The sequence below is a fragment of the Mucilaginibacter sp. SG538B genome, assembly GCF_013376065.1.
Lineage (GTDB): Bacteria > Bacteroidota > Bacteroidia > Sphingobacteriales > Sphingobacteriaceae > Mucilaginibacter > Mucilaginibacter rubeus.
Genome location: NZ_JABMJI010000002.1, coordinates 1,079,158 through 1,097,852, shown reverse-complemented (window position 1 = coordinate 1,097,852; position 18,695 = coordinate 1,079,158). Strand labels below are relative to the sequence as shown.

At 43.5% G+C, this 18,695-nt stretch carries 13 protein-coding genes; 4 read left to right on the top strand and 9 right to left on the bottom strand.

Annotation, left to right across the window (positions count from 1 at the left end; genetic code table 11):
• Positions 1-42: 42 nt before the first annotated feature.
• A complete protein-coding gene (locus FHW88_RS14225) occupies positions 43-450 on the bottom strand; it encodes a hypothetical protein (protein ID WP_176626232.1) in 408 nt (135 codons plus the stop codon).
• Between the two features lie 540 nt (positions 451-990).
• On the opposite strand from FHW88_RS14225, the gene FHW88_RS14220 reads away from it, so the two are divergent.
• Together FHW88_RS14220 and FHW88_RS14215 are read left to right on the top strand one after the other, a co-directional pair.
• Positions 991-3,687, top strand: coding sequence for an outer membrane beta-barrel protein (locus tag FHW88_RS14220; RefSeq protein WP_176626230.1), 2,697 nt, complete (start codon positions 991-993; stop codon positions 3,685-3,687).
• 211 nt (positions 3,688-3,898) lie between these two features.
• Complete coding sequence (locus FHW88_RS14215) at positions 3,899-5,413, top strand: alpha/beta hydrolase-fold protein (protein ID WP_176626228.1); 1,515 nt, start codon at positions 3,899-3,901, stop codon at positions 5,411-5,413.
• A 155-nt stretch (positions 5,414-5,568) separates the two neighbouring features.
• On the opposite strand, the gene FHW88_RS14210 is transcribed toward FHW88_RS14215, so the two are convergent.
• On the bottom strand, positions 5,569-8,529 hold the full coding sequence (locus FHW88_RS14210; protein WP_176626226.1) for an outer membrane beta-barrel protein: 2,961 nt from the start codon (positions 8,527-8,529) through the stop codon (positions 5,569-5,571).
• 436 nt (positions 8,530-8,965) lie between these two features.
• On the opposite strand from FHW88_RS14210, the gene FHW88_RS14205 reads away from it, so the two are divergent.
• Entirely contained in the window at positions 8,966-9,238 is a 273-nt protein-coding gene (locus FHW88_RS14205; RefSeq protein WP_090532667.1) for a hypothetical protein, read from the top strand.
• A gap of 136 nt (positions 9,239-9,374) precedes the next feature.
• Here the strand turns inward: FHW88_RS14205 and FHW88_RS14200 are convergent, their stop codons facing one another.
• Complete coding sequence (locus tag FHW88_RS14200; protein WP_176626225.1) at positions 9,375-12,017, bottom strand: zinc-dependent metalloprotease; 2,643 nt, start codon at positions 12,015-12,017, stop codon at positions 9,375-9,377.
• Between the two features lie 96 nt (positions 12,018-12,113).
• The gene (locus FHW88_RS14195) at positions 12,114-13,364 is read right to left on the bottom strand and encodes an aspartyl protease family protein (protein ID WP_090532662.1); all 1,251 of its coding nucleotides are present in this window, start codon (positions 13,362-13,364) and stop codon (positions 12,114-12,116) included.
• A 59-nt stretch (positions 13,365-13,423) separates the two neighbouring features.
• Between FHW88_RS14195 and FHW88_RS14190 the strand changes: the two genes are divergently transcribed.
• The gene (locus FHW88_RS14190) at positions 13,424-14,749 is read left to right on the top strand and encodes a D-alanyl-D-alanine carboxypeptidase/D-alanyl-D-alanine-endopeptidase (RefSeq protein ID WP_176626223.1); all 1,326 of its coding nucleotides are present in this window, start codon (positions 13,424-13,426) and stop codon (positions 14,747-14,749) included.
• Between the two features lie 122 nt (positions 14,750-14,871).
• Here FHW88_RS14190 and efp read toward each other — a convergent pair whose 3' ends face one another.
• The 5 genes from efp to FHW88_RS14170 all read right to left on the bottom strand — a co-directional run bounded on the left by efp (position 14,872) and on the right by FHW88_RS14170 (position 18,687).
• Positions 14,872-15,435, bottom strand: a complete 564-nt coding sequence (efp, locus tag FHW88_RS14185) for an elongation factor P (protein WP_090532660.1) — start codon at positions 15,433-15,435, stop codon at positions 14,872-14,874.
• A 221-nt stretch (positions 15,436-15,656) separates the two neighbouring features.
• Positions 15,657-16,277: an ABC transporter ATP-binding protein gene (locus FHW88_RS14180; protein WP_176626221.1), complete on the bottom strand. Its 621-nt coding sequence runs from the start codon at positions 16,275-16,277 to the stop codon at positions 15,657-15,659.
• Positions 16,274-16,405 carry a hypothetical protein gene (locus FHW88_RS30180; protein WP_255485332.1) on the bottom strand — a complete coding sequence of 44 codons (132 nt, stop codon included), beginning with the start codon at positions 16,403-16,405 and terminating at the stop codon, positions 16,274-16,276. Before FHW88_RS30180 ends, FHW88_RS14180 begins: the two co-directional genes overlap by 4 nt.
• A gap of 93 nt (positions 16,406-16,498) precedes the next feature.
• The gene (lpxA, locus tag FHW88_RS14175; protein ID WP_090532656.1) at positions 16,499-17,284 is read right to left on the bottom strand and encodes an acyl-ACP--UDP-N-acetylglucosamine O-acyltransferase; all 786 of its coding nucleotides are present in this window, start codon (positions 17,282-17,284) and stop codon (positions 16,499-16,501) included.
• Complete coding sequence (locus tag FHW88_RS14170) at positions 17,281-18,687, bottom strand: bifunctional UDP-3-O-[3-hydroxymyristoyl] N-acetylglucosamine deacetylase/3-hydroxyacyl-ACP dehydratase (RefSeq protein WP_176626219.1); 1,407 nt, start codon at positions 18,685-18,687, stop codon at positions 17,281-17,283. The genes lpxA and FHW88_RS14170 overlap by 4 nt, the downstream gene beginning before the upstream one ends.
• Positions 18,688-18,695: the final 8 nt, after the last annotated feature.

Here is an 18,695-nt window from a genome sequence, read left to right as displayed (position 1 = left end):
CGCCGGTACCGGCGGGCCTTCTTATAATCACATTGTTTAATCTCATCTTAAAAATGTTCCGGCCTGGCAAACAACCAGGAGCATGGTGCAGGAAACAATCACACAAACCATCAGCATTATTGACCATGTATTGGGATTGTGTTTGCTGATGCGCGCAAAAGCGGCATTCACCTTTTTAAAGTAGCGGCTGTTCAGCAATACAAAATAATTAAGTACAAACGCCCCTGTGGCGCCCAGTAATATCATTAAGCCGGATACCGGACTTAACTGAAACCAGCCGGCGGTTAAAAATAACTGTGCAACACTTACTAAAATGGCCAGCAAAATGATCATCAAAAAGCTTGCTCCAAAAAGGGCGTTAGCTTTTGGCAATCCGCCGTGACCAAAATTTTTAACGTTCCACCTGTAAAACGTTACATAAATGGACTTGTAGGTTTCTGCTGCTTTCATAATGTTATGGTTTTAGGTAATTAATTCGGTACAAAATAATATTACTTGCACAATATTAGTTTAAAAACGGAATTGGCAAAATTTTATTGCGGCCATGCTTGATTTTTATAGCATTTATATTCATTTATTTGGTTTGATGTTTATATCGCAAAAAAACAACGCGGAGAAAGAAATAATTTTATTCTGCATGGCTCCGGGAAAAAGGACACTTTGGTAAAATCAATGTTACAATACCCAATATCTCCCCTTTTTGTAGCGTATCAGGCAATATTAATGCTGCTTTCATGTTATTAGAGCACATTTATAGCATATAATGCTGCCTACGGGGTTATGGATGTAGTGGTTAAGCTGGGTGAGCTGTTTTTATGCTTTAAAAGTTTAAGTTTGATATTTGTCGAATACGCGTCTATCAAAAAAATTAACCAACATGCTAACATCTAAACCCTATAACTACCTCATGATTTAAGTTTCTATTTACCACGGCCCTACATCACCTATAACACAATTTAATTAACCTTACCTGTCTGCACCTAAACCTGGATGAAAACCATCTTTCTTTCATTAATACTGTTATGCCTGTTTTCCGGGGCCTTTGCCCAAAAGGCCACAATAAAAGGGAAGGTCACCGATTCCCTGAATAAGCAAGCTCTTGAGTTGAGTACTGTTGCCGTTGTCGACCTGAAAGATACCTCGCTTATAGCTTATACCCTCAGTAAAAAGAACGGGGATTTTGAATTACAGCGCCTACCGGTTGATAAACGGGTACGCCTGGTTATTTCCTATGCCGGGTATCAAAACTATATCCATGATTTTAATTTTAAAAAAGGCGATATAGTTGATCTGGGCAATGTTACCCTCAGCAGTAAGATGCTTAAAGAGGTGGTGGTACGTGCAGAGCGGGTTCCAGTCAAAGTAAAAAAAGATACCATTGAATTTGATGCTGCCGCTTTCAAAACCCGCCCCAATGCCGCCGTTGAAGAATTGCTTAAAAAGCTTCCCGGCGTACAAATAGATGGCGACGGAACTATTACCGTTAACGGGAAACAGGTAAGCAAACTGTTGATTGATGGCAAGCAGTTTTTTGGCTCGGACCCTAAGATCGCTACCAAAAACCTTGACGCGGCCATTGTTGCACAGGTTCAGGTTTATGACGACCGGGAAAACGATCCCGATCATTTGGTAAGTGAAACCCAGGTACAGAAGATCATTAACATCAAACTTAAAAAGGCCATTAAAAAAAGCGTTTTCGGTAAGGTATTCGGAGGTGTGGGTTCGCGCGATAGGTACGAGGCCGGGGGATTGTTCAATATGTTTCGGGATACGCTGCAGGTAAGCCTCATTGGGTTAAGCAATAACCTTAATCATACAGCTTTTTCTCGCGATGAGCTTAATGCCGAGGGTGGTTTTGACCGCAGCGGGGGTAACACATCCTTTAACGGCGGCCGAAACTGGGGCGGCGGCATTGAAAAAATTACGTCCGGAGGGTTTAACCTTAACCAAAACTATGGCGAAAAGCTAAAGCTTAACCTGCAATATTTTTATACACAGCGGAACAACAAAATTGAATCAGCCAATTTTCAGCAGCAGTTTCTGAAGGATACAACGCTGTTAACCCGTGCTTCAAGTAGCAGGTATGCAAACAATCATACGCACACTATAAGCGGACTTGTAGAGTGGAAGCCTGATACTATCCGCAACCTGCGCTATAATCCGTCATTAAGTTATAATTCTAACAATAGCAGCTCCTCGTCGTTGGGCAATACTTCAAATAATTTTGATATGCCAGTGAATAAATCGGTATCAGGCTCCGTGGGCGACTGGCATTCAACGCAATTTAACCAAAGCTTTTATTTTCATAAACGATCTAAGAACAAAAGCAAGGAGTCGTTCACTATCTCGCATAACCTGAGCATTAATCCTAACCACAATAACAATTTCACTAATAATGATGTGGTTAATTACCAACGCCCGGAATTATCAGATAGCTTGCATAGGTTATCTACCCGTACATCAAACAATGCTTCGGGCAATCTCGATTTTAGTTACCGATACCCGCTAACCAAAAAGCTTATTGTTGATGTCATCACATCGGGCATATATAATAAAACCAGCGACCAGGTTTTTACCTTCGACCGTAAAACAGGCGGCTTTGATTCGCTACTCACTAATCAAAGCTCCGACCTTAAACGGGATCTGTGGACGGAGAATATTAAACCGGGGATCACTTATCAGCTTAATAAAAACGCACAAATCATCGCCGGGCTTAACACCCAATGGCAGCAGATTAATAACAATTTCGCGACCAGCAGGCTTGTTCAAAATTATTTTTTCCTGTTGCCAACAATCCGTATCGAGGCTTATGGAATATTTTTGAGTTACGAGCGCCGTGTTAACCAGCCGGGGGTATCAAACCTGCAGCCTATTACTATTGTTTATAGCCCGTTGTACAGCTACACCGGTAATCCAAATTTGAGGCCCGGCATAAGCAATACCTATTACTTTAATTTTTTCAAATACTTTAATAACAGTCAGCTGGGTATTTACTCGTACGGCAACATTTCTTCGCAAAAAAACATGGCAATTTCACAGCAAACCATTCGCTCAGACGGGGTGCAAAATAGTACTGCGGTTAACCGCGATGGCAGGCCGAGCTATAATTTTTCAGTTGGTATCTCTAAAGGGTTTAAAAAGATAAAAGACTGGCAGCTCGGCACATCAGCTAATTTTTACGGCAACTATTACCAAAACCTTAATTTGCTGAATAATGTGGAAGGCTGGCAAAATACTGTTGCATATGGATTGCGTGAAAATATTAATGTTAACTGGAAAGATGTGATTGACCTGAATACCGCCGTTGGTTTTAACCAATCGAACTCCAAATATCAATATGACGATTTCAGGAGCATCAGGGTAGCTACCTACAATATAAGCAACAGCCTGGTGGTAAGGTTTCCTAAAAAAATCATCTGGGAAACCAGGCAGGATTTTAATTATAACAGCCAGGTTGCGGCAGGCTTTAAAAAAGGGGTTAACGTAGTGAGCTCGTCCCTGGCCCTGCAAATGCTTAAAAAAGACCGGGGAGAACTTAAACTTTCCGTTTATGATCTCTTTAATCAAAACGTGAGCGTGTACCGTTACATTAACACCAATTCGGTTAACGATGTGCAAAACAATACACTGAAGCGATATTTCCTGGTTACTTACAGTGTCAAGTTCAATAAGCTAAGCACTAAATAAATGTCGGAAAAAAATAAAGGAACTGTATTAAGCTATATAGCGTCTAATAATTCAAGTAATTAAACAGGGTTAATAATCAGCGAATTAAGCTTTAGACTTTGTGTGTTCTGCTTTTAGCTATGAAAAAAGAGCAAACCGCTGTTTTTTGCCTGCTTTGTGTAACTATCCTTACTAAGGTATAGTCTTACCAGTAATCAAAGCCTCCCCCATTATGAAAACCAGGACCTACCTTTTTCTATCCATTACTATTGCAGTAATAGTTAGCTTGTCAGGACGCGCTGCGGCGCAGGACCTGCCCGGTAAACGCGATTCCATCAATTCGGTTATATTAAATGAGAAACGCGTTATCCAGGTAATATTGCCCGATGGTTATAAAGCCGGTTCGGCAACCAAATATGATGTATTGTACATCATTGACGACTGGAATATAAAATTAGGGCGCGATATCCAGCATTTTATTTTTGATGAGCACACCATGCCGCCAATGATAATTGTCGGGCTACTGAATGTTGACCGTGATAGAGATTTTTTGCCGACCCATAATAACGGAAATAAAACATCGGGCGGGGCTGACAAATTTCTAAAGTTTTTTAAAGAGGAGCTGATCCCTTATATTGATAAAACCTATCCTTCTGATGGTGATAACACCCTTTTCGGCCACTCTTTCGGCGGCGTGTTTGTTACGTATGCTTTACTGAACGAGCCGCAGCTTTTCAGCAATTATATTGCCGGCGACCCAAGTTATTGGTGGGATAATGGAGTGATGCTTAAGCAGGTTAAAGAGAAGCTGCCTTCGCTTGCAGGTAAGGAGAAAGCGCTTTACATAGGCGGCCGGGAAGGGCGGGGCATGAAGGAAATGAAGATTAATGCCATGGATAGCCTGCTGAAAAAAGATGCTCCGACGGGTTTTGAGTGGGTGGTTAAAGCGTATCCAAAGGAGTCGCACGGGACCGTGAGGTTGAAAAATATGTATGATGGTTTAAGGTTTGCTTATAACGACTATGGCGGTAAGCCGCTGGAGTTTCACCCCTCCGGCGGGATTGTACTTAAGGATAAGCCAATAAAGATCTGGTATTTTAATGATACCACAAAAGTGCATTATACATTCGATGGCTCGCAGCCATTGGTTACATCGCCGTTTGCAAAACCCGAAATAGAACTATCCGGCCCTGCAAAAGTTACCTTGAGGCAGATTGCCAGCCGTCCTAAATTTGACAAGAGCACCAGCGGCGATTTCAGGGAGGGCACTTACCTGCCCGCAAAACCACTCAGGAACAACTACAAGCCCGGCGGTTTTCATTACGCCTATTATGAAGGCCAGTGGGATAAACTGCCCGACTTTAAGGCGTTAAAACCGGTTAAAGAAGGTACAGCCGACAGTACTTTTGATATCAATAAACTTCCCCGGCAAAACAATTTCGGCGTAGTGATGGTTGGACAATTTGAAGTTAAACAGGACGGTTATTATATTTTTGGATTGGGATCAGATGATGGCTGCAAAGTATACCTGAATGACAAGCTGATCATTGACCTTGATGGTTTGCACGATGCCGATATACAACGGTCATACATTGCTCCTCTAAAAAAGGGATTTTATCCCCTTCGGATAGAATACTTTCAAAAAGAAGGTGGCCGTAAGCTTGATTTTGTGTACGTAACCCCCGATAATATCGCCAAAAAGAAGATCTCGCCAATTCCCTACGCATTGCAGTATGGGCCCAGATAGGTTGCTTACCGTAGAGGCCATTTAAAAACGACAGTTTTTGAATGTAGAGACGCATAATTGCGTCTCCCGCCTGCAATTTACGGTAGCTAAGACGCTTTTGAAATCGCTTGTCTTGCGGAAGACGCAATTATGTGTCTCTACAAAAATATTATCCCTTAGAAAGAACCCGGACCGCCCGGGCCACCTCCACCTGGGCCGCCGCCCGGTCCTCCCGGACCACCGCCATCGCGGTTAAACCTGCGCTGGCCGGGTTGCTGATCCGGGGCCTTGCCTGCAAATTTTTGTAAACGAAGTGTGAATGTTAGCAAGTAGTAACGCCCAAGCCTGTTTACAGTAGATTGCGTGGTTATATTGCCATTTACAACCGATGTATAACCTGTGTTTTGGTTGAAAAGATCATATGCTGCCAAGCGGATAGTTGCGCGGTGATCTTTCAAAAAGCGGCGTTCAACGTAAGTATTCAGAATGTTAGGGTTTTTAATACCAAGACTTGGGTCATATCCGTAATTTACAGTACGGGTAAAGTCATAGCTCAGGGTCCAGTCCTTCCAGAAATAATTTTTGCCCGCCAGCCCTAAATTTAAGGTGCGGAAGTTTGAGCTGCCATCAATAAGCGTACTATGGATAGAGTTGGTTGTTTTATTGATGCCATAGCTGCTGCTTGCCTCTGCATCAATAACATCAACAATATTTACCCTGAATTTTAAACCGGGGGTAAAGTTGAGGTTTTTGGCTATGTTTTTTAATGGAGCAGCTGATGCGGCAACATTATTACTATCGATGCTGTTTGAGAATGCCACACCATTGGTGTAAGTTAAGGCGCTATTAAATTGCAGGGTAAATTTACGCTGGGCCCACGGCTTGGCGTATACCACATTGGCAGTGCCCGAATAGTAACCATCCGCATTTAAATAGTTGGTAAGATTAGTGCCCTCAAAGCTTTTTAACGATGGATCTGCTGCTAACACCGCCTTACTAAATTTGCGGGGATAAGAAATAGTGTTTTGTACTATTTTATTTTGTGTTGCGGTAAAGTTGAAATTGGTAAAGAAAATATTGCCGGTTTGGAAACTGAAATTATTATATCTCAATGAAAAGTTATTGGCAAGTTCCGGCTTTAGGTTAGGGTTACCCTGTACCGGGTAAAGCGCGTTTGTGAAATCAATAACGGGCTGCAGCTGGCTAAATGTAGGCTGGTTGCTTGATCCGTTATACAGGAAGTTTAAAGCTTTTCCTCTCGAAAAATTATAGCTGAAACGAGCGGTTGGGATCACGTTAAACGTGGTTACATGCGTAGCCGAATCGTTTTTAAGGTTTAGCCCGTTTAATGCGGCCGGTTGTACGCCAATACCTACAGTAACGTTGTATTTCTTTTCGATAAAGCGGTAGTTCAGGCCAACGCGGTTGGTGGTAAAATTGTATTTATAGTTATTACTCAACCTGTCGTAATGGTCATATGTATTGGCGGTACTCAGCGTATCGGTTTCCCTGTCGCTTGTGGTGTTTGAGCGGTTAAAGGCATAATTTAACTCCAGGTACCCCCGTTTACTTAGAGGCTCAATGTAGGAGATGTTTGTACCAAAGCTGGTTACGCGGCTATCGGTATAGGTTTGCTGATTGGCAGGCGCCTGGCGGGGTGCGCCATCGGCATAATCATAAGTCGGATTATCGAACTGCGATGTTTTTGACGTATTAGCGCTGATGTTAATACTTAGGTTACGGCCATGCCCGTTGAAGCGGTGGTTATACAAGGCGTTAATACCATAGCTTGGTGTTGTGCCGTCGGTATGAGATAGCGAGGTATATGAGGGATGTGTTATACCATCAATAGTTGTTGATAAGGATTCGTTAGCATCTGTATTAGTGCTCGAATAGGTGAAGTTTGGTACAACTTTTAAGTAATTAATGGTATCAGGTTTCCACTCAAGGTTAAAGTTAAAGCGATGGTTAATGGGATTATCTGTTTGATCGCTTTTTTGTGTACTTATACTTGGCGACTGAACGTTGTTGGTTTGGATAGATGAGCTAATGGTGTTGGTAGTATTGTCAGTATAGCTGTAACTTCCGTAAACAGAGAGTGTTTTACCCCACTGATCGCGGAAGTTGGCACCAATGGCGTGCGCGTTGGTGATACCGTTTGCGCTGGTTGTGGAGCTGCTTGAGCCACGCAATGCATTCCCCCGGCCGCCGCCCCCGCCGCCAAAACCACCACCACCTCCGCCACCCGATGATGGGCTACCGTAAGTAAATGTATTTACGTTGGTATTGTTAATGGTACCCAATACGGCTATTTGTTGTTCATTATTGAAGTTGAAAAATTTCAGATCGCCTATATAACGGTTGGCATTGGTGACGCCTGGGTCTTTAGGTAAAAAATCCTCGCCGTCGCCGGCTGTGGCTTGTCCAAAATAGCCATGGTTCTTGTCCTTGCGGATGGTGATGTTCAGGATCTTATCCGGTTCGCCGGTTTTTATGCCGGTAAGGTTGGCCTGATCGCCGTAGTCATCAATTACCTGGATGCTTTCAACCACATCGGCAGGCAGGTTCTTGGTTGCTGTTTTAACATCACCCCCAAAAAAATCCTTTCCGTTAACCCTTACTTTGGTCACCGATTTGCCCTGTGCGGTTACATTACCGTCTTTATCCACATCAACGCCGGGTAGTTTCTTTAACACGTCTTCAACAGGAGCATTTTCGCGTACAGGATATGCGCTTACTTTATATTCGGTTGTATCCTCTTTTAATATCACCGGGTTAACGCCTACAATGGTAACCTGGTTAAGCATATTGGTTTCGGTTTTTAAAACTATCGGGCCAAGATCAACCGGTTGGGTGCCGGCATCAAGCGAGTAATGTTTTTTAATTGCGGTGAAACCGATTGACGAAATGGTAAGGGTTAGTTTGTTGCCCTTTACTACCGGGAACGAAAATTTACCTGTAGCATCGGCAATGGCTATGGTGCTATCCCCGGCATTTGAAACCAGTTTAACACTACTTCCGGGTAAGGAGAGCTTAGTGGAATCAACGACAGTTCCCTTTACCTCCCGCCCTGTTTGAGCGTAGGAACCAAAGGCAAATAAAAGGGTAAAACTTAAAATAAGAAATAGGGGTTTCATAAACGTTTTTTCGGCGTGCAATTATTGTTTTTTTGTGTATATAGACGCAATTGAACTGCAAATGTTCAACTTAAAATTTGCTAAAAGCCCTATCAATATATTATTGTTACACATTAGGCCTGTAATTGCTTATCAATCATATTATTGTTACAAATTATTACGCAAAAAAGGCCGGGGTCTCCGGCCTGTGGTTGTTATAAAGATCAGTCAGTCAATTATAAGCGGCGGGTTGTGCTAAGTGAGTTCCGTTTGGAGGTCTTAAGGTTTATTACGAATATGTGAATAATTAGTTTCAATATTTGTTGCAGCAAATACCAAATAATGCTATTGATGCGTTAATAATCCACACAAGAAATAAACTATTGTTTAAAATGAATTTATATGATAGTAACATTGTGGCATGAAATTTCGTAATACTTAAACCAAACATTAACCTATGAACAATATTAGAAACTCGCTGCATTCAAAAGTGCACAAATGGATTGATACGATCGGTTTTAGGCTGAATACATCACAAACAAACAGCAAAAGTCAGGTTACAACCAATCATTATTTTTTTGAAACCTTTAATTTTTTCGAAAAATCGAAGAAAAACAGGCCCGAGTTAACAAAATTTTTATGCTTTGATGCTTACGGCGAAAAAATAAACGTTAAGTCGCTGCTTGATTTGCAGATTGCTTTTTTTGAAAATATAAGCCAGCTTAAATAGGCAAAGGGCTTTTTACACCCTGCCGCATAATTGTTTTAAGTCATCAGCGTTTTGTTAAAGTAAAGTCCATAAAAGAAAAATCCCACCCTACAAATAGGGCAGGATTTTAAGAAGGATTTTTAAGAGATGTGCCAGATTAGTTTTCAACATTGGTACGTGGCCAGCAGTTCATACTTCCTGTTTTCTCATTCAGTATATCCTGGTTGGCGGTGTTTATACCCCTAACCATTCCCCCTTCAATATTTACAACCGGCCTTGTCGGATTAAGGGCTTCTTTTATCCTAAGGTGAAGGTCGGCATAATGAGCTGCTGTTATTGCATCGCCGCCCTTGGGCAGGCCGGTATCAATTTTCTTTAATTCGGCACGTACCATGGGCCTGATATCAGACAATGCGATGTTGATTGGAGTAAAGCCCCAGCTTGCCAGCTGCGCGCTTGATATACCCGGGAACGCAAAGCTTGCATCTGTATTTAACAGGTTCTTCAGGTTTTCGATATAGCCCCTTTGCAGGTTGCGCTGGTAGCCGTCGGGTTTGGTTGTGCCGAATATGCCCGTATGCAAATCGGTTAATAACTGCGCAACGGTATAGGCATTAGCGCCATTTTTGGCCTCGTTATCATACATCCGCGCCAGCCTTGAGGGGTTTAACTCATTGCCCAGCAATGAAACCTGCATGGCTTTAATACGGTTTATCATAACACCGTTATCAAACTTGGCCAATTCGGCTTTGTTAATTAGCCATAACGGGGTTGTGTATAATTGCTGGTTTAAAAATAAAGCGGCTTCGTGCTGGCGTTCTTTGCTCACAAAATCATAAACGACGCCTTTTTGATCATATGTTTTAAAGTTTTCGTTCATGCCGCCAATGTTGGTGGTAACATGCCCCATGTAACGGTAATACTGACCTAAAACTTCATTATATAATTCATTAAGATCGGCATAGCCTTCATCTTTTTTGTACGACCATTTTTCGAGGTTTGGCAAAATCCGTTTCAGGTTGGCAATACCATAAGCGCTGGCCTTCATGGCATTATCGCCCAAATCTTCATTTTGCAGGCGGGGATCGATAGTAGTGCCCTGGCGACCGAAATAATAAACCGGGTTGCCTGCGTTTTTGTTGGTCCACACGGCTAATGTTTCTTTTTCCTGCTCCGGCGTTTTATTGCCCGGGAACCAGGTATACCCCCATTTTATTGCCCAGTTATCATACTCGCCAATTTGCGGGTACAGGTGCGTAACGCCATCGCCGGGTTGGGCTATGTAGTTAAAGCGGGCATAATCCATAATGGAGGGCGCTGTACCATGTTTATCGGTGAAGGTTTTTGAGCGTAGTGAATCAACAGGGTAAGCGTAGCTCGAGCCAAAGTTGTGTGGCAAACCTAAAGTATGACCAACTTCATGCGATGATACAAAACGGATTAGCTCGCCCATTTGATCGTCAGCAAATTGTGCGTGGCGGGCTTTGGGGTTTACCGCTGCTGTTTGGATCAGGTACCAATCGCGCAAAAGCTGCATCACGTTGTGGTACCAGCCAACATGGCTTTCCAGGATCTCGCCGCTGCGCGGATCGGCGACGTGCGGGCCATAGGCGTTTTCTACATCCGATGCAAAATACCTGATCACGCTGTAGCGGGCATCTTCGGTGCTAAATTGCGGGTCCTGTTTTGCTGTTGGAGCTTCTTTAGCGGTTATGGCATTTTTAAAACCGGCAGCTTCAAACGCTTTTTGCCAGTCGTTTACGCCCTGTATTAAATAAGGCACCCATTTTTTAGGTGTAGCAGGGTCAATATAAAACACAATTTGCTTTTTAGGTTCAACCAGTTCGCCCTTTGCATAAGCAATGGGGTCTGTAGGCTCTAACCTCCAGCGGTGAATGTAGGCTGTAACTAAGGCTTTCTGCGCATTGGTGCCGTAATCTGTTTGGCGCTGGCCAAAAAAGCCCACACGCGGGTCCATGATCCGGGCTTTCATCGGGACTTTGGGCAGTAAAAGCATGGAGGTGTTCAACTCAAATGTAATGGCAGCATTACTGTTATCAGTTGGCGACTCGCCGGCCCGGTAGGTTTTTAGGGTGCGCGCTTCAATATTTATCGGGAAGCTTTTAATGGTGTCGATATAGGAACGTGAGTTATCAACCCCCATGGTTTTATAAGCCTTTTTGATATCATCAGACAAACCAATAGCGGCAATATCGCCATTGTAAAAATCGGTAACATCAATTAAAACGCCGGTAGTGTCTTTGTTAAAGGCTTTTACCTCAAAGGAGGCCAGTATAGCATCAAGGTTTGAGTTTTTAACCGATTGGTACATATCGCTGGTGCTATCGGCACGCAACGAATAGCTGGGCACCCTAATAAATACCTGCTTATCGTGCTTTTCCCATTTCCAAACCTGGTTGTTAATTTCTTCGCCGCCATATTGCTGGCCAAATGTTTTGAGGCCGCCCGGTGTTTTTACAAAACGGGTAACCACAAGCATCTCGCGGTTAATTAATGAATCGGGTATTTCGTAGTAATATTTGCCATCAACTTTGTAAGTATTAAAAAGGCCGCTATCAGCCTTTGTTTTAGCGGGGATAAGGTCGCTAAACTTTTTAATACCTTCTTTTTTGGGGGTTCCGGTTGTTGCTGTCGCAACGGTTCCGCCGGGTGTGGTAGTAGTTTTTAGGGTAAGGCTTTGGTTTGCAGCTTGCTTCCTGGCAGCGCAAGAGCCCGCCAAAACCGCAAGTGCCAATACTGAGCCGCGTAAATAAATACCCGGCAACGGATGTTTTTTCATTTATTAAAAATAGTTTAAACCGTAAACTTATATAAAAAACAGGTTTTTTTTAGCTGTAAAGTGTTTTATCAATAATAATTTTACAGGTATTACTAATTATATCCTGCGTTTCAATGTCAGTACAACTTTATCAACCCGTTTGTCATGGTACACCTCAAGCAGCAGGCTTCTATCGTCCTTTGATTTGAATATTTCATCAATATCCTGGAGGTTCATTTTTGAAACGGGTTTAAAATTTACCGATATGATCTCGTCGTCACGCTCAAGGCCAATTTCATCGGCTGCCGAACCGGGCTCTACGCGGCTGATAACGATCCTGTCGAGGTGGTCGCCTGCGGCATAATACTCAAGGCCGCTCATGTCATGCTCAAACGGATCGTTATAGGTTGGGCCGGGTTTTAAATACATGGCGCTATCCGGATAATCAAGAATAACGGTAAATCGCTTTAAGATCCCGACGCCGAGGTTTCCATCGCGCTTCACCGACAGATTGATTTGGTTATTGCTGTCATCAGGAAATGAAGCTATTACCCTTTTCATCCTGAATTTTCCTAAACTAAATTCGTCCATCCGGCTTATAAAGCCGTTTATTGGTCCGTTTAGGCCGATGCCAAGGTTGGCCGAAGCAATAAATTTTTGCGGGAGGCCATAGGTTTTGATATAACGTTCAATGGATACCGGGTGTCCTGCGCCAAGGTCAACAACCAGCTTGGTTTTAATAGGTGCTATGCCTGGCATTATAACCCGCGCATCCACATAGGCTTTCCTGTCTTCGACAGACATGGGTATCTTATTCGCTTTTCTGAAAGGTTTAAGGTCTTTAGGCCGGCAAACGGTAACTACGCTGTCCTGGAAACTGATCTTTACGGCAAGGTTGTTAAAAAACTCGTAACCCAGCAAGCCATGAATGGGCATGCCCGCGTAACCCGAAAGGTTAAAGAGATCCTTTTTTAATATGGCAGCCGCAACATCATAACTAACCAGCCCCGGTATGGCAACATCTAAGGTTGAGGTTACATAAGCTTCAGAATCCTCCCCTTCGCCAAGTCCCGGGATTTTTAATGTACGTTTATTAGGAATACTGATAGAATCGACTAATTTAGGATCGGTTATGATCATGAGGCCTACGCCGGTATCCAATATAAAGTTAAAGGGCCCTTTGTGGTTGATCTTAAGTTGAATGATCATCAGGTTTCGTTCCAGCTTAAACGGGATATTCACCTTTTTTTTATGTACATCAAGATCAAAGTACTGGGCCCGGGCTGTGGTTATAAGGCAAAATGTTAACACAAATGCCAGCCACAATGCTCCCGGATGGCGTATTTTATAATATAGCTTGTGTAACAAAGTGGTTATAGTTGGTATATTAAATTTACGAGATTTATTTGTTAAAAAATTATTTTATTATGCGAAAGTCAACAATTTCATTTTTGTTAATTGTTTGTGTTTTATCCGTTTGTTGTGATATTGTTTATGCCCGTTCCATAAAAAAACGAAAGGTTAAAAAGCTGTTTAAGCATTCGCAGATTGTTAATGATCATTTTACCGGGTTCGCCCTTTATGATTTGGACGAGCATAAAATGATATATGAATTAAACGCCGATAAATACTTTACACCGGCATCCAATACCAAGCTTTTTACTTTTTACACCTGTTTGAAAATGCTTGGCGATTCTATCCCGGCGTTGCGTTATCAAACCCGCGGTGATTCGCTGATATTTTGGGGTACCGGCGACCCTTCTTTTTTGCACAGCGATTTGAAGGGGGTAAACGGGCTTAACTTTTTGAAGAGCAGCAGTAAACACCTTTTTTATTCGCCCGGCAACTATACCGGTGAGCCTTTTGGTGCAGGATGGGGCTGGGACGATTACAATGATTATTACCAGGCCGAAATAACCGCCATGCCTATTGAAGATAACGTTGCCAAGCTTTACGCAGATAATGACGGTAACATGCAGGTAAGGCCGCAATATCTAAAACGGTTTTTAAATGCCGATATTAATTATCGCCCGGCACAGTTTAAAGTTAAGCGCGATTTTATCAGCAATAACTTTGTGTACCCTGCCGGGGAGATCCCCAAAAACTATAAACAGGAAATCCCATGGAAAACAAGCCTGCAATTGACCATGGCCCTGCTGCAGGATACACTCAAAAAGCAGGTATCCTTATTGCAGGAACCTATGGCTGCCGGTGCCCGGGTTATTTATAATACCAATGCCGATTCCGTTTACCGGCGGATGCTGCAGCCGAGCGATAATTTTATTGCCGAACAATTGCTGCTGGTATGCTCGTCTGTAAAGTTTAATACCCTCAGTACCGATTCGGTGATCAATTACTCCAAAGCACATTTTTTGAATGACTTGCCCGATGTGCCGCAATGGGTTGATGGCTCGGGATTGTCGCGGTATAATTTGTTTACCCCCAGAGACCTTGTAGCCCTGCTGCTCAAAATTCAGGACGAGGTGAAAGATGAAAACCTGTTACATAGCATGATGCCGGTAGGCGGCGTAGCGGGTACAATTAAAAGCGCCTATAAAACTGATAACGGGCAGCCTTTTGTTTGGGCAAAAACGGGATCGTTAAGCAACAATCATAACCAAAGCGGCTACATAGTTACCCGTAAAGGCAAACGCCTGGCTTTTGCATTCATGAACAATAATTTTACCCGGTCAACCCGCGAAGTAAGAGATGAGATGGTGAGGATCATGACGTATATACATGATAAGTTTTAATCCCTTATAGTGATCCCGAAAACAAGTACGGCATGGGCCGGGATAAAACCAGGAAGAGGTTTCGTGAAAACGAAACCTCTTCCTGGTTTATATCTGTTCCTCCACCTTTAGAGTCAGGTGTATTAACCTTTTACACGCTCAACGTAAGCGCCGGTAGCGGTATCAACTTTAACTTTATCGCCAATGTTGATGAATAACGGTACACGGATCTCCGCCCCGGTTTCAACGGTGGCATTTTTCAAAGCACCGCTTGAGGTATCACCTTTAACAGCTGGCTCAGTGTAAGTGATTTCCAGCTCTGCAGAGCCTGGGATAGAACCCATGATGGGCTCGTCGCTTTCGAAGGCAACAATTACGTTCATGCCTTCTTTCAAAAATTTAACTGCCGGGCCAAATAATGCCTTTGGTACGTTATGCTGATCATATGTGGTGTTGTCCATTACTACTAATGAATCACCTTCATCATACAGGTATTGATAATCATTGGTTTCAACGCGGGCTATGTCAACCTCTTCATCGGTACGGAAACGGTATTCAACCAGTTTACCTGATTTAACGTTGCGCATACGGGCCTGGTAAAACGCGCGTAAGTTGCCCGGGGTACGGTGTAAAAACTCCTCAACCTGAACTAATTCGCCGTTGAAGCGAAGTACATTTCCATTTTTAACATCTGATGCCTTAGCCATAAAATAATATTGAGGCGCAAACTTAGGAATTTGATTTGAGATTTGAGATGTTAGATTTGAGATTTTCTACTCTGCAGCCACATTTAAAGGGTTATGTATAAAACAGATATGAGATGTTAGATATGAGATTTGAGACTAAGCGAGTCGGATATCCGCTGTGTAGATTATCCAAACAACCTAACGAATTGGAAATCTCAAATCTCATATCTAACGTCTCAAATCTACCCTTTGTAATCCACAATACTCAACCTGTGCGTACAGAAGCCGTACTCGTGCTCCTGGTTGGAGCATACTATAGTAAGGCGACCGGCGGCGAATTGCTGAACAAGGCTTAGGTACCAGTCAACGCCCTGGGTATCCAGGTTGGAAGTTGGCTCATCCAGCATAAGCATGGGGGTATCGGCACAAAAAGCAAGGGCAAGCTTAAGGCGCTGTTTCATCCCCGACGAAAAGTATTTAATAAGCTTGTTGGCACTTTTAGGCAGGTTAAGCAGCGCGATAACCGTTTCTTTATCTATATCCGGTTTAAAGCTTTTGAATTTGAAATGAAAATCGATCATCTCGCTCATGGTAAACTCTTCTATCAGCTCAAGATAGGGAGCAGCCAGGCTTAAATGAGTAAAAACGGTATCTATTTCAACCGGCTTACCTCCGTTAGCAAATTCAATTTTACCTGTAGAAGGCGAAAGGCTCCCGTTTAAAACCTGCAGTAAGGTTGATTTCCCGGAGCCGTTGGGGCCGAGGATAGCATAAGACTCGCCGGAAGTAAAGGTATAATCCACTCCCCTGAAAATCCAGTCGCGGTTAAAGCGGCGGCCGATGTCTTTGAGGGTGATGATCATAGGGAGCTTATGGTTGATGGTTCATAGTTCATAGCCAAAGAACCTGATTTGTAGCTTATGGTTGATGGTTCATAGTTCATAGCCGAAGAACCTGATTTGTAGCTTATGGTTGATGGTTCATAGTTCATGGCCGGAGAACCTGATTTGTAGCTTATGGTTGATGCAATACAGAATCAGACAAGTGCGCGGCTATGAACCATGAACTATAACCCATCAACCATTTAAGTATTCCCAAACCCTTTCATGATACCGCGTTGTGAGTTTTGGAGGAAGTTGATGATCTCATCGCGTTCTACACTTGGGGTAAACTCGGCCTCGATGATATCAAGCGCTTTGGTTACATTATATTTTTTGAGGAATATGATCCGGTAGATCTCCTGGATTTCGGCTATTGTAGCTGCCGAAAATCCCCTGCGGCGCAAGCCTACGGAGTTGATACCTACATATGACAGCGGTTCGCGACCAGCCTTGGTAAACGGAGGGACGTCTTTACGTACCAATGAACCGCCCGAGATCATGCTATGCGCGCCAATTTCAACAAACTGGTGCACGGCAGATGAGCCGCCGATGAAAGCGTAATCATAAACCGTAATGTGGCCTGCCAATTGCACGGCGTTGGCAACAATTACGTTATCGCCGATAACACAATCATGCGCTACGTGTACATAAGCCATCAGCAGGCAGTTGCTGCCAATGGTGGTGGTGTTTTTATCAAGGGCGGTACCACGGTTAAGGGTAACACACTCACGAATGGTTGTGTTATCACCTATGGTTACGGTGCTTTGCTCGCCTTTATATTTTAAATCCTGCGGCGGGGCGGATACAACCGCGCCGGGGAAGATCCGGCAATTTTTACCTATGCGGGCGCCATCCATAATTACGGAGTTGGAGCCGATCCAGGTACCTTCGCCAATTTCAACATCCTTATGGATGGTAACGAATGGTTCAATTACCACGTTATCGGCAATTTTGGCCTGTGGATGGATGTATGCTAATGGCTGGATCATGCTTCAGATTCTTTTACTTTTACAATTTGAGCCATCAGTTCGGCCTCAACAACAACACGGTCGCCCACCATGCCTATACCTTTCATGGTAGCTATGCCGCGGCGGATGGGGGCAATCAGGTCGCAAATATAAATAATGGTATCGCCGGGAACTACTTTGCTTTTAAAGCGGGCGTTCTCGATTTTCAGGAACAGGGTAAGGTAGTTTTGCGGATCGGGAACCGTGTTTAAAACCAGGATCCCTCCTGTTTGCACCATACCCTCAATTTGTAATACACCGGGGAAGATTGGCGCGCCGGGGAAATGGCCTTTAAAAAACTCCTCGTTAATGGTTACGTTTTTGCACCCTACAACGTGGCTTTTAGTAAGCTCCAGGATCTTGTCAATCATCAGGAATGGCTGGCGGTGGGGCAGCATGCCCATAATTTCAACCGTATCAAAAACCGGCTTGGCGTTCAGGTCATAAGTTTTTACCTGCTTACGGCTTTTTTCCTTTTTGATGAGCGCTTTGATCTTTTTAGCAAAGGCAACGTTAGCCGCATGGCCTGGTCTTGCGGCCATGATGTGCCCTTTAAGCGGTACGCCAACCAGCGCCAAATCGCCTATCATATCCAACAGCTTGTGGCGTGCCGGCTCATTTTGATGGCGAAGTTCAATATTATTTAAAATGCCCTGCGGGGCAACATTGATATCCTTGCGGTTAAACAGCTTGGCCAGGTGATCAAGTTCTTCCTGGTCAACATCTTTATCAACAACCACGATGGCATTGTTCAGGTCGCCGCCTTTAATCAGGTCATGCTTTAGCAACATTTCCAGCTCATGCAAAAAGCAGAAGGTACGGCACGAAGCAATTTCTTTTTTAAACTCGCCAATAGTTGAGATACTGGCATGCTGGCTGCCCAGTACCTGCGAGTTATAATCGACCATACAGGTAAAACGGTAATCGTCCAAAGGCATGGCAACCATTTCAACCTTACGCTCAGGTTCAGAGTAGTGAATGTTATAGGGAATATGATAGTATTCGCGGTCGGCATCCTGTTCAACCAGCCCGATTTCGGTTATCACGTCAACAAACTGTATCGAGCTGCCGTCCATGATAGGCGTTTCAGGGCCGTCAAGGTCAATTAGTACGTTATCAACTTCAAGTCCAACCAAAGCGGCCAGTACATGCTCAACAGTATTTACAGTTGCACCATTTTGACTGATAGATGTTCCGCGCGAAGTATCGCTCACGTTATCAACATCGGCATCAATAATTGGCGCACCGGGAATATCAACCCTCCTGAATTTGTAACCGTGGTTCTCAGGGGCAGGATTAAAGGTCATTGTAACGCTTTGTCCGGTGTGCAAGCCTGTTCCTGATACCGAAACCGGCGCTTTAATAGTTCTTTGTTTAACGTTCATATTTAAAT

What these genes read in the sequence shown, in the direction of transcription:
- FHW88_RS14225 (WP_176626232.1), bottom strand. Translation starts at nt 450, where the DNA reads ATGAAAGCAGCAGAAACCTACAAGTCCATTTATGTAACGTTTTACAGG.
- FHW88_RS14205 (WP_090532667.1), top strand. Translation starts at nt 8,966, where the DNA reads ATGAACAATATTAGAAACTCGCTGCATTCAAAAGTGCACAAATGGATT.
- FHW88_RS14200 (WP_176626225.1), bottom strand. Translation starts at nt 12,017, where the DNA reads ATGAAAAAACATCCGTTGCCGGGTATTTATTTACGCGGCTCAGTATTG.
- FHW88_RS14190 (WP_176626223.1), top strand. Translation starts at nt 13,424, where the DNA reads ATGCGAAAGTCAACAATTTCATTTTTGTTAATTGTTTGTGTTTTATCC.
- efp (WP_090532660.1), bottom strand. Translation starts at nt 15,435, where the DNA reads ATGGCTAAGGCATCAGATGTTAAAAATGGAAATGTACTTCGCTTCAAC.
- lpxA (WP_090532656.1), bottom strand. Translation starts at nt 17,284, where the DNA reads ATGATCCAGCCATTAGCATACATCCATCCACAGGCCAAAATTGCCGAT.
- FHW88_RS30180 (WP_255485332.1), bottom strand. Translation starts at nt 16,405, where the DNA reads ATGAACTATGAACCATCAACCATAAGCTACAAATCAGGTTCTTCGGCT.
- FHW88_RS14180 (WP_176626221.1), bottom strand. Translation starts at nt 16,277, where the DNA reads ATGATCATCACCCTCAAAGACATCGGCCGCCGCTTTAACCGCGACTGG.
- FHW88_RS14220 (WP_176626230.1), top strand. Translation starts at nt 991, where the DNA reads ATGAAAACCATCTTTCTTTCATTAATACTGTTATGCCTGTTTTCCGGG.
- FHW88_RS14210 (WP_176626226.1), bottom strand. Translation starts at nt 8,529, where the DNA reads ATGAAACCCCTATTTCTTATTTTAAGTTTTACCCTTTTATTTGCCTTT.
- FHW88_RS14215 (WP_176626228.1), top strand. Translation starts at nt 3,899, where the DNA reads ATGAAAACCAGGACCTACCTTTTTCTATCCATTACTATTGCAGTAATA.
- FHW88_RS14170 (WP_176626219.1), bottom strand. Translation starts at nt 18,687, where the DNA reads ATGAACGTTAAACAAAGAACTATTAAAGCGCCGGTTTCGGTATCAGGA.